This window comes from Streptococcus sp. AM43-2AT, assembly GCF_003603405.1.
Taxonomy (GTDB): domain Bacteria; phylum Bacillota; class Bacilli; order Lactobacillales; family Streptococcaceae; genus Streptococcus; species Streptococcus ilei.
This window is the reverse complement of record NZ_QTND01000001.1, coordinates 298,954-314,117: the sequence shown is the minus strand read 5'-3', so window position 1 is coordinate 314,117 and position 15,164 is coordinate 298,954. Positions and strand designations below refer to the sequence as shown.

The window sequence follows — 15,164 nt, the reverse complement described above, 5'->3', positions numbered from 1 at the left end:
AATAGCTTATTCTTCATCCATTGACAAGACAGATAAGAAGGCTTCCTGTGGTACTTCTACAGATCCAATCGCTTTCATCCGTTTCTTACCAGCTTTTTGTTTTTCAAGAAGCTTGCGTTTCCGTGAGACGTCCCCACCATAACACTTGGCCAAGACGTTCTTACGAAGGGCCTTGATATCTGTACGGGCCACGATCTTATGACCGATCGCTGCTTGGATAGGCACTTCAAACTGTTGACGAGGGATAATCTTCTTGAGTTTCTCAACAATCAACTTACCACGTTCATAGGCAAAGTCCTTGTGAACGATAAAGCTGAGGGCATCGACGGTATCGCCATTGAGAAGGATATCCATTTTAACCAATTTAGAAGGACGGTATTCAGACAACTCGTAATCAAAGCTTGCATAGCCACGAGTAGAGGATTTCAATTTATCAAAGAAATCAAAGACAATTTCTGCTAGTGGGATTTGATAGATGACATTGACCCGATTTTCGTCGATGTAATCCATAGTCACAAAGTCCCCACGTTTGCGTTGGGCTAATTCCATCACAGCTCCGACAAACTCTTGTGGTACCATGATTTGTGCTTTAACATATGGTTCTTCAATCGAAGCGATCTTGGTTGGATCTGGAAACTCAGATGGGTTGGACACATCCAGCACTTCTCCATCTGTCAAATTGACCTTGTAGATAACTGACGGTGCCGTCATGATCAAGTCAATGTTGAACTCGCGCTCCAAACGTTCTTGGATAACATCCATGTGAAGGAGACCCAAGAAACCACAACGGAAACCAAAACCAAGGGCTTGAGAAGTCTCAGGTTCAAATTGAAGACTGGCGTCATTGAGTTGCAACTTTTCCAGTGCTTCCCGAAGATCATTGTATTTGTTGGATTCGATCGGGTAAAGACCAGCAAAGACCATTGGGTTCATTTGCTTATATCCATGAAGAGGCTCAGCTGCTGGATTAGTAGCCAAGGTCACAGTATCCCCGACACGAGTATCCGCAACCGTCTTAATAGAGGCTGCAATATAACCAACATCTCCAGTCGCAAGGAAGTCACGACCCACTGCTTTAGGAGTAAAAATCCCAACCTCAGTCACATCAAAGGTCTTACCATTACTCATCAACTGGATGGTGTCGCCTGGCTTCACTAGGCCATTGACCACACGGACTTGAAGAATGACTCCCCTGTATGGGTCGTAAACCGAGTCAAAGATCAGGGCTTGCAATGGAGCAGCAACGTCCCCAGTAGGAGCTGGAACCTTCTCGACGATTTGTTCCAAAATCTCTTCGATCCCAATTCCAGCCTTGGCAGAAGCTAGGACTGCCTCACTGGCATCCAGACCAATGACATCTTCCACTTCTGTGCGAACGCGTTCTGGATCAGCAGCTGGTAAGTCAATCTTGTTAATGACTGGCAGAATCTCCAAGTCATTGTCTAGCGCCAGATAAACATTGGCTAGGGTCTGGGCCTCAATCCCCTGAGCTGCATCAACTACTAAAATCGCCCCTTCACAGGCTGCGAGCGACCGAGAAACCTCATAGGTAAAGTCCACGTGTCCCGGTGTGTCAATCAAGTGGAAGATATAGGTTTCCCCATCTTTAGCCGTATAGTTCAACTCAATAGCATTAAGCTTGATAGTAATCCCACGTTCCCGTTCTAGATCCATGCTATCTAGGAGCTGAGCTTGCATTTCCCGACTAGAAACGGTCTCGGTTTTCTCTAAGATTCGGTCCGCCAAGGTTGACTTTCCGTGGTCAATGTGGGCGATAATCGAGAAGTTCCGAATTTTCTCTTGTCGTTTCTTTAATTCTTCTAAATTCATTTTTTCATCCTTATAAAACTATTCAGTATATTATAACAAAAAGCCTGTTTCTTGGCTAGTTTTAATGAATCAAATCACCTGAATTTTGATTTATATCGAAGTTTAATAAAATCTTTATTTAGATAAGGTTTTTATTTACTTTTTCGATTTAATTCGCTATAATGAATTGTAATGTAAAAGGAGGTGAAGCTCTTGGCAAGAGGACGTGGAAAAGCAAGCCCACAGGATAAAGAGGCTTTGCGCATTATTTCCGAAAAAATAAGAGAACTATTAAAGGTTCAAAATAAGAAACAGGTCGATTTATCTCGTACAACTGGTATTCCAGCTAGTACCTTGACGGGCTATGTTAAAGGAACTTCTCTCCCAGTTAGTGAGAACTTAGAAAAGATTGCTAGCTTCTTTGAAATTCCTATTTCTGATTTAGACCCACGTTATGGTCAACCAGATACCTTGGAGGATTCTAAGATTGAGTTTATCTATAAGCAACTAGATGAGGATTTTCAAGACTCTCTCTTAGAGGAAGCCAATCGCTTATTGGTTTTACAAGCGGAGCGCAAGCGTATTGAGAAGAAATATACACCCTATACAGTCTTTGACAGTTATGCTGCGAGTCAAAGTGCTTCTAAGGGAGATTTAGTTTGGTTTGATCAAAAACTAGCCTATGATTTAGCACTTTGGATTCATACTGACTCGCTAGAGCCAAAATATCCAAAAGGATCTGTTGCCTTAATCAAGCAAACTTTCTATGATACTGCTGGTGCCATCTATGCTATTGAGTACGATGGGCAGACCTTGATTAAGCGTGTCTTCCGTGAAGCCCAAGGAATCCGTCTTGTTTCCCTTAATAAAAAGTATAGTGACAAGGTCATCCCCTTAGAAGAGGAACCAAGAGTAATTGGAAAAGTCATTGCTAGCTTTCTTCCTGCTAAGGAGGATGAGTTATGATCCGATTGATTGCTATCGATTTAGATGGAACTCTTTTATCACCAGATAAAACCATTAGCCCTGCTAATCGGCAGGCTCTTTTAAACGCTGAAGCTGCTGGCGTAGACGTCGTCATTTGTACGGGACGCCCCCTATCTGGTGTCCGTCCAATCTTTGAAGAAATTGGTTTCAAAAGCAACCATTCCTATTCGGTGATTAATAACGGTTGTACCACTGTCAAATCTTCAGATTGGTCCGTCATTACCTATGATGCCTTATCTGAAGAAGATTTGGTTTATCTCGATCAATTGACTCAGGAAATTCATCCTCAATTAAGTTTATTCGATTTAAATCGCTATATCATTTTGAATCGGGATCCTTCAGAAATAGCCAAAATGGACGCTAGTATCGTTTCTGCTGTGCCTGTATCATTGGGATTGCAAGAAGTCCTTGAGGCACAACCAATTTTCCAAGGGATGTTTATTGATCAGAAAGAGCAGATTGATGCCTTTCAAGAGACCTATGAGGAAGCATTAGCCCAGCGCTTCCACACCATTCGCTCTCAACCTATTCTCTTTGAAATTCTTCCCAAAGGCGTAAACAAAGCGACTGGTTTAAAAGCTCTTGCTGAACACCTCGGTATTCCTAGAGAACAGATCATGGCTATCGGCGATGAGAACAACGATATTGAAATGATTGAGTACGCAGGTCTTGGAGTAGCTATGGGCAATGCTCCAGATGCTATCAAAGCCTTGGCTGATGTCACAACAACTTCTAACGAAGAAGACGGCGTCGCCACTGCTATCAAGCGCTATGTTTTACAAGCACAGAACTAGAAAAGGAAAAACAGATGAAATACCCAACATTACTAGAACGATTTTTAACCTATGTCAAAGTCAATACTCGATCTGATGAGACTTCAACAACAACTCCTAGCACACCATCACAAGTAGAGTTTGCAAAGAATGTGTTACTTCCTGAAATGGAAAGAGTTGGACTGCAAAATGTTTATTATCTTCCAAACGGTTTTGCTATTGGAACTCTTCCAGCAAACGATCCAAGTCTCACACGAAAGATTGGCTTTATCTCACATATGGATACAGCTGATTTCAATGCGGAAAACATCAGTCCCCAAGTTATCGAAAACTATGATGGTGGCACTATTGCTCTTGGTGATTCTGGTTATTCACTAGATCCTGCTGACTTTGCTAACCTCCATAACTACAAAGGTCAAACCTTGATTACGACAGACGGTACGACCCTGCTTGGTGCTGATGACAAATCAGGGATCGCTGAAATCATGACAGCCATTGAATACTTGACTGCACATCCTGAAATCAAACATTGTGAAATTCGAGTTGGTTTTGGACCTGACGAAGAAATTGGGATTGGAGCGGACAAATTTGATGCAGAAGACTTTAATGTTGATTTCGCTTATACTGTAGACGGTGGGCCTCTTGGTGAATTGCAATACGAAACCTTCTCTGCTGCAGGCGCTGAAATCACCTTCAAAGGGCGTAATGTTCATCCAGGGACCGCTAAGAACCAAATGGTTAATGCACTTCAGTTAGCAATTGACTTCCACAATCAACTCCCTGAAGAAGACCGACCTGAAAAAACGGATGGCTACCAAGGTTTCTACCACTTGATGAATGTGGATGGAACTGTTGAGGAAGCTCATGCTAGCTACATCATTCGTGACTTCGAGACAGAGAATTTCGAAGCTCGTAAGGCAAAGATGGAAGAGATTGCAAACAAGATGAACCAAGAACTTGGTGCAGAAAGAGTCCTTTTGACCCTTAAAGACCAGTACTACAACATGAAACAGGTTATTGAGAAAGATATGACACCTGTTAACTTGGCTAAGGAAGTTATGGAAGATCTGGGCATCACACCTATTATCGAACCAATCCGTGGTGGGACAGATGGCTCTAAGATTTCCTTCATGGGAATTCCAACTCCAAATCTCTTCGCTGGTGGCGAAAATATGCATGGTCGCTTTGAATACGTCAGCCTTCAAACTATGGAACGTGCAGTTGATACCATTATCGGTATTGTTAGCCATTCCTAATTCACTATATTGTTCAAAAAAATGAGAGTGGGACAGAAATCGGTACTTCGTTAGAATTCGATTTCGTCGTCCCACCTCCGCACAGTTGAGTAGGGCTTTAAAAGCTGATGAAATCAGCGTAGTAGAGCCCACTCAACCACTGCGTCTTACTCGACAATCCAAAGACAATTTAGAGGCTAGGACTTTTGTCCCAGCCTCATTTTTCATTCTATTCATTCATGTATTCTACCCTAGCAAACTGTCCATCGATTTGACTCTGGTAACTTTCATAAACTGAAAGAGGGATTCGCAAGCAGGCATGAGCCACTTGGCCAACGAAAGGTAGATTACTAAGAAGGGCTACTTTTCTTCCAGCTTCCTTCTCTATTCTTAAACGTTCAATGATTTGTAGAATCCTTCTAGGTTCGTCTAGAGATCCTCGATCAACCAACAATGTCCAGTCACTCCAATCTGATGCCTCGTCGTCTCCAAAAATAGAACTAAAGAAGGTCACTCCTTCTCCAACTTGCCCAAATCCAGCAGTTAAATCCAAAGGGTGAAACTTTAAAGAATGATTTGTTTGGGGCTGTTCTTGTCTCTCGTACAAGTAGATATTATACAAAAACTGGAGATAGAAAGGATCCATTCGACTCAGGTCACTTACTTCTTCCATTTCGAAGCCTCTATGGAAAGCCTCTAAGATTGATGAGAAACGATAGGGCATCCGTTTGGCAATCCGTTGAATCAATTCATCGTCCGAAACATCCTTCAGAATATTCTTAGGCCACTGATCCGAACCAAAATTTTCAACAGCTTGCTGATAGGCTTCTTCTAGACTCGTTCCAAATCCATAAAGAGCACCGATTGAATGAATCTGAGTATTGAGGACTCTTGAAACTTTCTCAATTGGAAAGACAGGGAGTTTAAAGAGAATACGATCTAGAGTGGGTTCAAATAGGGCTGTCAGACCCTTCATGGTAGGGTGAGGAAGATCTAACAGATGGTCGCCTAATTTTAAGCATAGAGCCTGATGGTAGATCGAATAACCCAAAGCCGTCGACATGGTCGAGAAAGAATCGGATGCAAAAGGATTGACCTCAAGAATATAAAATTGGTAACTCTTTGGATCTAGAGCAAACTTGATAGAGGTCGCTCCAACCAATCTCAAATGGCGTACAATAGACAAAGCTGCCTCTCTCAATGCCTGGTGCTCTGTATCCGTCAAGGTCAAACTAGGGATGACTTGATAGGAATCACTGGAGTGGATCCCCACCGGGTCGACACTTTCAATGTTACCCGCAAGATAATAATTATCCTGGCGATCTCGGACGACGATGTATTCCAACTCCTTGAAGCCAACTGTCGAGAACTCCAACAAACACTGGCCTTGTGGCGATACTTCTAGCCCATTTTCGACAGCATCACATAGATCATCCAAGTTATTAGCGATCCGACGACCTTGCCCATGCTTGCTGGCAAGTGGCCAAACAACAATTGGAAATTGGATCTGTTCCGAAAACTCAATGGCCTCTCTGACTGTTGAAACCAAGGAAGAGGAAGGAACTTGATAACCCAGATCCTGTAAAAATGACTTTTGGTCTGCCTGATGATAAAAAGTTCGGTACTGCCTAAGCGAAGTTCCTAAAATACGAATTTTATGCTCTTTAAGAAATCCGATTTCCTCCAATCTGAATAAAAGCCCAAGAAGTTGCTTATCCGCAAAAGATAACAGTAGATTCTTTGTTTTCGTCGCTAGAAGAGCACCTTTCAGACTGTCTAACTTTAAACGGATGACTCTAACATCTTCCCCTGCTTCTTTGGTGATACCATTCTCGTCTCCACAATAGAGGATTTCAGTATGGTAGCCACGTTCTTTTAATAAGGGACAAGAAGTGAGTGCTCCGAGCAAACTGACATCGTTAAAAGATTCTGCACACAAAAGCGTTACTTGATTCATGACCATATCTCCTCCCTTCTTTCGTCCGATTTACTTTCAATCAGATCCATAAATTCATCATAGAAATAGAGACTTTCCCTTGGTCCTGGACTGGACTCAATATGGTAGAGGACACCAATTAAAGGAAGGTAGCGATGACGAAAGGCTTCAATAGAGTGATCATGAAGCTCCTCATGCGTGATCAGAAAATCACGTGGAAGAGTATCGCGTTCGATGTTGTACTGATGATTTTGGCTAGTGATTTCGACTTTCCCAGTAGCAACCTCTTTTACAGGAATGTTGAGTCCTCGATGAGGACTTTTTAGTTTGGTGAGGCTTCCTCCGTGGGCAAGGGCCAGTAATTCTGCCCCCAAGCCGATCCCCATGATCGGAATATGTGGATCGATATTAGCAATAACCTGGCAAATACTATCAATATGATGGGGATTCCCTGGACCACTCGATAGAATGATCGCATCTGGCTGCAAATCCTTCAATTCTTTTAATTTAACGGAATAGGGAACGACTGTTACATTACATCCTCTCGCGATTAATTGACGTAAAACGGAATGGCGTAAGCCCAGGTCGATCAAGACAATACTCTTTCCAAATCCTGGTGCAGCATAAGGGGTTTTAGTCGATACTTGACGGACTTGGTCAAAAGGCAAGACGGTTGCCCGAAGTTGATCTAGGATATGCTCAATCGCATCCCCTTCATTAACCACTGTAGCCTTCATGCTTCCATGTTCTGTAACAATTTTAGCTAGCTTTCGAGTATCCACTCCTTGAATCCCTGGAATGTTGTGTTTTTTCAGGTAAGCATCTAAGGACAGCTGTTTGCGCCAATTACTTGGATGGCTTGCTAATTGGTGCACTACCACTGCTAGACAACCTGGAAAAATCGATTCATAATCATCTCGGTTAATCCCTGTTGTACCGATAACTGGAAATGTAAAGGCTAAAATTTGCCCCTTATAGGACTGGTCGGTGATCAACTCCTGATAACCCGTCATGGCAGAATTCAAGACCAATTCGCCACTAACATAGGTATCCGCTCCAAAACCAGTTCCTTCAAAAACCGTCCCATCTTCTAATACCAAGAGACGTTTTACCATAAATTCTCCTTACAAACTCCAAAAAGAAAAGTGAGAAAAGACCACCAGATTGTAGACCCTCTCACTTCTCCTTTCTTTTTCTAATCTATTATTTACGTCCAGCTAATACTGCTTCAATGATAGCCATGCGGACGAAGACACCGTTGGTCATTTGCTCCACAATACGTGATTTAGGAGCTTCTACCAAGTGGTCGGCAATCTCCACATCACGGTTTACTGGAGCTGGGTGCATCAAGATGGCTGTGTCTTTCATGCGATCATAGCGTTCTTGTGTCAAGCCATGCAAACGATGGTAGTTTTCTTTTGAGAAGAGTGATTCGTAATCATGTCGTTCATGTTGAACACGGAGGAACATCATCACATCAACCTCTTCAATGACTTCATCAATGGTCACAAAGGTACCATATTCTTCGAACTCTTCACTTCTCCACTCGTCTGGACCAGCGAAGTAAAGGGTTGCCCCCAAGCGTTTTAAGATTTGCATATTGGATTTTGCAACCCGTGAGTGATCCAAGTCACCAGCGATACAAACCTTCAAACCGTCAAAGTGACCAAACTCTTGGTAGATGGTCATCAAGTCTAGTAAACTTTGGCTTGGGTGTTGACCAGATCCATCGCCCCCGTTAACAATAGAGGCTGTGATGGTTGGGCTTTCAATCAATTCCTTGTAGTAGTCTACTTCTGGGTGACGGATGACGCAGATATCAACTCCGAGAGCTGACATGGTCAAAATTGTATCGTAGAGAGTTTCACCCTTGTTTACAGAGCTCGTTTTCACATCAAAGTCAAGGAGATCACAACCTAATTTCAACTCAGCCACTTCAAATGCTTTGTGCGTACGTGTTGACGACTCAAAGAAGAGGTTAGCCACGATATGTTGCTCGTCATAATGAGCTTTTGCTCCATTTTTAAACTCAATCCCACGCTTAATCAAGGCCATAACTTCTTCGTTTGATAAAGCTTCCATTGAGACAAGGTTTTTAAGTGCGATTTGATTTGTAGACATGTTGTAACTCCATTCCAAAGATATGCATATGTGAAAACGATACAGGAAGCTCCCTCAGTCGCTCCTGTATATAGCGACGATTTGAAAACTACCTTATTCACTCACCTCGATCAAGATACGATCTTGACCATCTAGCTCCGTCATTTCGACAATGATTTCCTCTGATCGACTTGTTGGAATGTTCTTCCCAACATAATCTGGTCGGATCGGCAATTCTCTATGACCACGATCCACTAGGACAGCCAGGCTGACGCGCGATGGACGTCCACGACTGACAAGATTATCGATGGCAGCTCGAATAGTCCGACCTGTATAAAGGACATCATCAATCAGGATGACATCTTTGCCAGTAATATCTACTGGTAAAAAGGTTGAATCTTCTGTTACTTTAATATCATCACGGAAAGGCTTGGTATCCAATTCACAGACTGGAACTTCTATTTGTTCTAGCTGTGCTAACCGTTCTTTGATGCGATTGGCAATGAATACGCCACGAGTTTTGATCCCTACCAAAACAATTTGGCTCAGATCCTTATTCCGTTCGATGATTTCATAGGTGATACGGGTGATGGCCCGTTTCATCGTTAAATCATCAACGACTTCTTTGATCTTCATCTTTTCCTCCTAATTGATAGAAAAAAGCCTCCCTTTGCAAGGAGGCTTCAGAAAAATGCTAAGAGATAGTATCTAGAACGCATCCAGTCTACCCCTTATTTTGATCAGACTCCTTGCCTGCCTCACGGGACAGGATTAAAGGACTATTTAATTATCCATACTATATCACAGTTTATAGAGCGATGCAAGAAAAAACTTATTTTTTTCTTGTAATGTTCGGATTTATGGTCACAATCCTTCTATTCAATGATGGTCCGTTCCTTTTTACCAATTTTCTTCAAGGCAAACAAACCAAAACCAGCGACTAAATAAGCGACAAAAATGATAGACGCCATCTTAACGACATAGAGCCAGCCGAAACGATTGACATTGATAAAGAAATAAGGGAAAGGACTGTCTTTCGCGCCAGGTACTGGCCATTTAAGAACCAAACCGTTGAGAAGAGCAAAAAGCATATAAAGAACGGGAAGAACAGTCCAAGCCAAAGGATCTAACTTCCGGTACTGTTTTGGTTTATCAATCACCAGAGTGTCAAAGAAGAACATCAAAGGAACAATGTAGTGACAGAGGAAGTTTTCCAAACGGTAAAACTTCTCAGGTGTCGCAATTGGTGCTAGCATAAAGTGGTAGATGACACAGGTAATCATGATAGACATGGTAACCCCACCCTTCAAGCGAAGATAGCCCTGGGTTTGGGTCGAACGACCACGAAGCATGCGCCAAACCATGTCACCCATGAAGACCATGACCAACATGTTGGATAAAATAGTGTAATAGAGCATCATCCCAAAGCCACCATGCTTGGTGAGTTGCAGATAAACGCCAATGACACTCAAGATAAACAATAGAAAACGATAGCTAAACAATAGTTTGAATTTCATAGTATTCTCCTGAAAGAAAAGGGCCAGGCCCTTCTTCTTATTTTTAGATCTTCTTCACAAATTCTGATTTGAGTTTCATTGCGCCAAAGCCATCAATCTTACAATCGATGTTGTGGTCGCCTTCAACAATACGGATATTTTTCACGCGCGTTCCTTGTTTCAAATCCTTAGGTGCACCTTTGACTTTCAAGTCTTTGATCAAGGTAACAGTATCACCGTCAGCCAATTTGTTTCCGTTGGCATCAATCGCTACGACACCTTCTTCTTCTACGACTTCAGCTGGGTTCCATTCATAAGCACACTCTGGACAGACCAAGAGGGCACCATCTTCATAAACATATTCAGAATTACACTTTGGACAATTTGGTAGGTTATTCATTTCAATCTCCTTAGCAAAATTAACTCCCATAGTATACCATGAAAGGGGAATTTTGACAAATTCAGCTTAACTGCAACATTTTTTAAAAGAGGAGGCAACTTGGCCTCCTAAAATCGATGATAAACTTTAATCTTCTTGTAATTCTTGAATCTCATGAATCACGCGCACACCTGCTTGTCTCTTGTCTCGTAGTTCTTCGTCAGAGTACGGGAAGGTATTGATCAAGATACTTTGCATGCCAATACTTTTCGCTACAGCGACATCTGTACTGAAGTCATTCCCTACCATGACCGTTTTATCAGGATTCAACTGGTGTTCTTTGATCACTTTCACGAGGAATTCCTGCTGAGGTTTGCGAATCCCTGCATCTGACGACAGATAAATATCATGGAAAATTTCTCTCAAGCCAAGCAAATCAATCTCTGGATTGGTAAAATCAGCTTGTGCATTAGATAAGAGATAGATTCGACAACCTGCAGCTTTCATATCTTCTAAGACTTCTTTCGTTTGTGGGTAAAGCTCCAAGCGTTTGCGAGAGAGGACACGGAAGGTCCGTGCCATCAAGCGTCCCCACTCTTTGAGATGATGGACACTTGCTCCAGTTGGATGACTCTCTAGATAGAGTTGAACAAAGATCACTGTCAAATCAACCTCCGGATAGGTCACTTGTTTTTCTTTCGCGATACTTTCCTCAGCTTGCCGCACCAACTCCTTATAACGGACTTGCAGGCTTTCTCCTGTATAATGAGCCCCATAGGATTGGTAGATTTGGGCCATGGTATCCCATAAGACTGGACTCGACTCATCAGTTTCAATGTCGACCAAGGTTCCATAAAAATCAAAAATATAGTTTTTAAATGCGTACTTTTGCTGATTCATCTCTTTCTCCCGTTACAAACATGGTAAAGGTGGCCTTACAGACATTGGTACCTTCCTGATTGGTAATATCGACATCCACAACTCGAGTCGTCCGCCCACTGTGGACACATTCCCCGTGGATGGTCAAGACATCTCCTAGACGTCCGGCTTTCAAGTAATTGATCGACGATTGCAAAGTCACACCATCTACTCCCTGTGAAATAACGACCAAGCCACTGATCTGATCACACAGGGTAAAGAGATAGCCGCCGTGCGCATTTCCATAATAATTGAGAGACGACTCGACCACCTTAGTAGTCACAACGACATGACCATCTCTCATGGTTTCGATCTCATAATTTTCAAATGCTGCTATGGCGTCAAAGTGAAAATCCTTCATGTTAAACCCTCTTCCATCTATATAAGGTATTCCTAAACCCTTCCATCATACTACTTTTTTCCACTTCTTACAAGAATAAGAAAAGAGCTGGTGGAAGCCAACTCCTTAATAGCGAAATTTTTCCCAACCATCATCTGTCCGTTTGCGATAATAGTACTCGGATAAGTCTGGGTCTTCCATGACCTCCAGCAGAGGAAGCATGTCATAGGACAAGTCCAACTTTTCTAATTGGTCCTTAGGAACCCAAGATACTTCCCCTTCTTCAGACGATCTTAGCTGGCCTGTGAATTCTGTCGCTTTGTAGCAAAAGACGATGTAGCGAGTTCCATCCTCCAACTGCCAGTTTTTCACAGCTGCTAGTTGGGGATTGGAGATTGTTAAGCCGGTTTCTTCCTTAATCTCTCGAATGACAGACTCGACCAGACTCTCTCCTTCTTCAATGTGGCCCCCTGGAAAAGCATAGCCAGCCCAGTGAGTCTTTTCAGGTGAGCGGTATTGGAGGACTACTTTATTCGATGTACAGTCTTCGATCAGACATAGATTTGTTAGAATAGTAGATGTTGCGCGTGACATAGAAACCTTTCTTCTCGTTTAATTTTTAAAATGTGTCCATCGTTTCTTTTTACATAATAAAGGGATTGAAACTCCTTTTTACAATGCTTTGATTTTTCGGCATGCTACCGTCCTTTAAAGGAAAACAACAGCAAAAGTTTAAAAAATACTTTCTATTGGTTGCCATTAACTGTATTAACCGGAACTTGTACATGCAAATAAGATAGTTGAAAATAAGAAATGAGAATAAAATACCGTCTTCATTTCTACTTTTCCCAAATATTCTAGTACCAGATTCATAGCGAAAGGCATTACAACTCCATGATGAGAGGATTAACTAGCTTATGATACATAGTTCTATAGACACTCCATGAGCCAATGCCATGTTCGTAAGAGCCGTGGTCGATAATCACGTAGTTCCCTTCCATTCTTGCGTTGTGATAAATTGGTGGGATTATTGTATTAGGCGACATAGATATTGACATGTTTAACATGAAACCAAAAAACAAAAGCAAAATAAAACTAAAAATCAATGAGAAAACATGATTTGATTCAGTTTCTCTCTTTATAACGCAGGTCCAAAAAAGCCAAAATAATGCTAAAACTAGAGAGTCAAACCACAAACAGCAGATAATCGGAATAAAGGATAGACCAAAAACTACTAATAGTAATTCAAGGACGAAAAAAACTAGAGAGAATAAATAAAACTTTTTAAAACCATTTAATCGTTTCAACATGAATCTTCCTCAAAAATACAATTAATTAGGTGTTTCATTATACAGCAATTCCCTGAGGGGAACGACAGAAATAGTTTAAAAAATTTTTCTACTATCCCTTAGTTTCCAACAAAAGCGCTAAAGATGAACATTTAGTTATCAATGAGATAGTAGAAATAATGAATTAGAAAAAAACAGCTTTCTGATTAGAACCCTTCATGAGTATATTTCACTTCTAGTTTCATGATGAAGGGATTGACTAGTTCATAGTAATCACGACTCCGTATAGGGATCGCTCCATGGGGAATTTCAACATAATTCCCTCGTATCTCCGCATTATGATGGATTGGAGGGATTATGGTATCAGCTGAATCTGTAAAAGACACTTGGAGAATGAGCCAAATGAAAAATGCTAGAATGACACTCAAAAATTGTAAGATTAGATGAAAAAACTTGAACTCTCTCTTTTTATAAAAGATAGACCAAAGATGGAAAAAAAGAACTAGAAATAAGAAATCAAACCAGAGACAACTAAGTAGAGGGGTAAATGATAGACCAAAGACAATTAAAATCAATTCAATCACTAAAAAGGCCAACCAACAGATATAAAAGACTTTAAAACCATTTAACTGCTTAAGCATAGAGAAGGCTCCTTATTTAGAAATGCTATAACTAACCATATTATAAAGCTAATCCATAACAACGTCAATGTACATTAAATGAATATCTTCATTTGAGATTTTTTACTTCCTTTTCTACTGGGTCGCAAATTTCAAGGGACAAGAACTCCACATTCAGGCTTGAAAGTAGAGTTCTGCCTTAAATAATGATCAATAAGATATGAACTCCCAATCGCAACCAATGATCAACGAGAGGCGCTTCCGGATCACTTTTTTTGCTATCTAAGTATAGGCTAAGAGATAACAAAAGCAAAGCAAGAGCAATAACTATTTTAAGCGATAGCATCATACCACCAATAGCAAGAGCAGCTACAAAGCCAAAAAATGGCAATGGGCTAAATAAAAATGACAATAAACTAAAATAGAGCATAAACGTAGATAGAATCAATAGGCCATAAACAATCAAATAAGTAAAAATAGAAACCCTTTGACCTTCTCTTTTCATTTTTGAAATTGAAGAAATGACATAGATTATATAGATAAATAGCAACATATTGGATCATCCCTATTTTTTATATTATATTGATAGTTTAACTAAATCCTATTCAAAACACAACTAAAGACACTAACTTATAAGAAGAAACTGACTTTTCATCAGAGTTTCTTCACTTCTACTGCTACCTTTTGGAGATGCTGTTCACGGACGCTAGCTGTATTAACATCCCGGCCGACTTCTCCCAAAATACAGACACGCTTGGTTTTAATCCCACAATGGTTCAAGACAGCATTTTTCAAGACAGAAATGCCGTAACTATCAGGAATGTTAAGAGGTCCCGAAAAAATCTTGTACCACCAAGTAGGGGCCATGGAAGTCGCATAAATACTGGCTGTTTTCCCTTTGAGCAACTTCTTAAATTGTTTGCCTCTGAGGTAATTCCAGATAAAGCTGCCCTGATCATTGGCCGAGTAGGCAATCCCCGGTGTAAAGACCCGATCAATCCAACCTTTCAGGAGACTGGGCATACTACTCCACCAGATGGGATAAACAAAGATCAGGTGATCCGCCCACTGGATCAATTCTTGGGAACGAAGGATAAAAGGATCTTCCTCCATCCGTTTTCGGTAACCATAACGTAAAACAGGATCAAAATCCTCTTCATTAAGATTAATAGTTATAATCTCATGACGGCTTGTATCCAAATTGCTTACAATTGTCTGAAAAATCGCTTGGCAGTAACTTTCCTTATCAGGGTGCCCATGGATGACTAAAATTTTCATATAT

Annotated in this window: 15 protein-coding genes; 3 read left to right on the top strand and 12 right to left on the bottom strand. The window is 41.2% G+C overall.

Annotation, left to right across the window (positions count from 1 at the left end):
• Nucleotides 1-6: 6 nt before the first annotated feature.
• Nucleotides 7-1,830: a translation elongation factor 4 gene (gene lepA, locus DW930_RS01520; RefSeq protein ID WP_023023355.1), complete on the bottom strand. Its 1,824-nt coding sequence runs from the start codon at nt 1,828-1,830 to the stop codon at nt 7-9.
• A gap of 192 nt (nt 1,831-2,022) precedes the next feature.
• Here lepA and DW930_RS01515 point away from each other — a divergent pair, with 192 nt between their 5' ends.
• The 3 genes from DW930_RS01515 to pepT are packed head-to-tail and all read left to right on the top strand — an operon-like array spanning nt 2,023 to nt 4,825.
• The gene (locus DW930_RS01515) at nt 2,023-2,775 is read left to right on the top strand and encodes an XRE family transcriptional regulator (RefSeq protein WP_023023357.1); all 753 of its coding nucleotides are present in this window, start codon (nt 2,023-2,025) and stop codon (nt 2,773-2,775) included.
• A complete protein-coding gene (locus tag DW930_RS01510) occupies nt 2,772-3,590 on the top strand; it encodes a Cof-type HAD-IIB family hydrolase (protein ID WP_123159146.1) in 819 nt (272 codons plus the stop codon). The genes DW930_RS01515 and DW930_RS01510 overlap by 4 nt, the downstream gene beginning before the upstream one ends.
• 14 nt (nt 3,591-3,604) lie before the next feature.
• A complete protein-coding gene (gene pepT, locus DW930_RS01505; RefSeq protein ID WP_123159145.1) occupies nt 3,605-4,825 on the top strand; it encodes a peptidase T in 1,221 nt (406 codons plus the stop codon).
• Between the two features lie 208 nt (nt 4,826-5,033).
• On the opposite strand, the gene DW930_RS01495 is transcribed toward pepT, so the two are convergent.
• The 11 genes from DW930_RS01495 to DW930_RS01435 form a co-directional block, all read right to left on the bottom strand.
• Nucleotides 5,034-6,761: an ATP-grasp domain-containing protein gene (locus DW930_RS01495; protein ID WP_243635751.1), complete on the bottom strand. Its 1,728-nt coding sequence runs from the start codon at nt 6,759-6,761 to the stop codon at nt 5,034-5,036.
• Nucleotides 6,758-7,855, bottom strand: coding sequence for a carbamoyl phosphate synthase small subunit (locus DW930_RS01490; RefSeq protein WP_120701888.1), 1,098 nt, complete (start codon nt 7,853-7,855; stop codon nt 6,758-6,760). The genes DW930_RS01495 and DW930_RS01490 overlap by 4 nt, the downstream gene beginning before the upstream one ends.
• Nucleotides 7,856-7,943: 88 nt before the next feature.
• Nucleotides 7,944-8,861, bottom strand: a complete 918-nt coding sequence (locus DW930_RS01485) for an aspartate carbamoyltransferase catalytic subunit (protein WP_023023366.1) — start codon at nt 8,859-8,861, stop codon at nt 7,944-7,946.
• Nucleotides 8,862-8,954: 93 nt separating this feature from the next.
• Nucleotides 8,955-9,476: a bifunctional pyr operon transcriptional regulator/uracil phosphoribosyltransferase PyrR gene (pyrR, locus tag DW930_RS01480; protein ID WP_123159143.1), complete on the bottom strand. Its 522-nt coding sequence runs from the start codon at nt 9,474-9,476 to the stop codon at nt 8,955-8,957.
• 239 nt (nt 9,477-9,715) lie between these two features.
• Nucleotides 9,716-10,357, bottom strand: coding sequence for a Pr6Pr family membrane protein (locus DW930_RS01475; RefSeq protein ID WP_123159142.1), 642 nt, complete (start codon nt 10,355-10,357; stop codon nt 9,716-9,718).
• A 43-nt stretch (nt 10,358-10,400) separates the two neighbouring features.
• Complete coding sequence (locus DW930_RS01470; RefSeq protein ID WP_009731127.1) at nt 10,401-10,736, bottom strand: zinc ribbon domain-containing protein YjdM; 336 nt, start codon at nt 10,734-10,736, stop codon at nt 10,401-10,403.
• A gap of 126 nt (nt 10,737-10,862) precedes the next feature.
• Nucleotides 10,863-11,615 (bottom strand): HAD family hydrolase, encoded by a 753-nt coding sequence (locus DW930_RS01465; RefSeq protein ID WP_123159141.1) that lies wholly within the window; start codon nt 11,613-11,615, stop codon nt 10,863-10,865.
• Complete coding sequence (locus tag DW930_RS01460; RefSeq protein ID WP_120701885.1) at nt 11,590-11,994, bottom strand: PaaI family thioesterase; 405 nt, start codon at nt 11,992-11,994, stop codon at nt 11,590-11,592. Before DW930_RS01460 ends, DW930_RS01465 begins: the two co-directional genes overlap by 26 nt.
• 105 nt (nt 11,995-12,099) lie before the next feature.
• Nucleotides 12,100-12,567: an 8-oxo-dGTP diphosphatase gene (locus DW930_RS01455; protein WP_174705355.1), complete on the bottom strand. Its 468-nt coding sequence runs from the start codon at nt 12,565-12,567 to the stop codon at nt 12,100-12,102.
• Nucleotides 12,568-14,081: 1,514 nt separating this feature from the next.
• Nucleotides 14,082-14,435, bottom strand: coding sequence for a diacylglyceryl transferase (locus DW930_RS01440; RefSeq protein WP_123159139.1), 354 nt, complete (start codon nt 14,433-14,435; stop codon nt 14,082-14,084).
• A gap of 101 nt (nt 14,436-14,536) precedes the next feature.
• Entirely contained in the window at nt 14,537-15,160 is a 624-nt protein-coding gene (locus DW930_RS01435; RefSeq protein WP_123159138.1) for an NAD(P)H-dependent oxidoreductase, read from the bottom strand.
• Nucleotides 15,161-15,164: the final 4 nt, after the last annotated feature.

Coding starts and splice junctions, on each gene's coding strand:
- DW930_RS01455 (WP_174705355.1), bottom strand. CDS start 12,567: ATGTCACGCGCAACATCTACTATTCTAACAAATCTATGTCTGATCGAA.
- DW930_RS01465 (WP_123159141.1), bottom strand. CDS start 11,615: ATGAATCAGCAAAAGTACGCATTTAAAAACTATATTTTTGATTTTTAT.
- DW930_RS01495 (WP_243635751.1), bottom strand. CDS start 6,761: ATGAATCAAGTAACGCTTTTGTGTGCAGAATCTTTTAACGATGTCAGT.
- DW930_RS01475 (WP_123159142.1), bottom strand. CDS start 10,357: ATGAAATTCAAACTATTGTTTAGCTATCGTTTTCTATTGTTTATCTTG.
- DW930_RS01485 (WP_023023366.1), bottom strand. CDS start 8,861: ATGTCTACAAATCAAATCGCACTTAAAAACCTTGTCTCAATGGAAGCT.
- DW930_RS01440 (WP_123159139.1), bottom strand. CDS start 14,435: ATGTTGCTATTTATCTATATAATCTATGTCATTTCTTCAATTTCAAAA.
- pepT (WP_123159145.1), top strand. CDS start 3,605: ATGAAATACCCAACATTACTAGAACGATTTTTAACCTATGTCAAAGTC.
- pyrR (WP_123159143.1), bottom strand. CDS start 9,476: ATGAAGATCAAAGAAGTCGTTGATGATTTAACGATGAAACGGGCCATC.
- DW930_RS01460 (WP_120701885.1), bottom strand. CDS start 11,994: ATGAAGGATTTTCACTTTGACGCCATAGCAGCATTTGAAAATTATGAG.
- DW930_RS01510 (WP_123159146.1), top strand. CDS start 2,772: ATGATCCGATTGATTGCTATCGATTTAGATGGAACTCTTTTATCACCA.
- DW930_RS01490 (WP_120701888.1), bottom strand. CDS start 7,855: ATGGTAAAACGTCTCTTGGTATTAGAAGATGGGACGGTTTTTGAAGGA.
- lepA (WP_023023355.1), bottom strand. CDS start 1,830: ATGAATTTAGAAGAATTAAAGAAACGACAAGAGAAAATTCGGAACTTC.
- DW930_RS01470 (WP_009731127.1), bottom strand. CDS start 10,736: ATGAATAACCTACCAAATTGTCCAAAGTGTAATTCTGAATATGTTTAT.
- DW930_RS01435 (WP_123159138.1), bottom strand. CDS start 15,160: ATGAAAATTTTAGTCATCCATGGGCACCCTGATAAGGAAAGTTACTGC.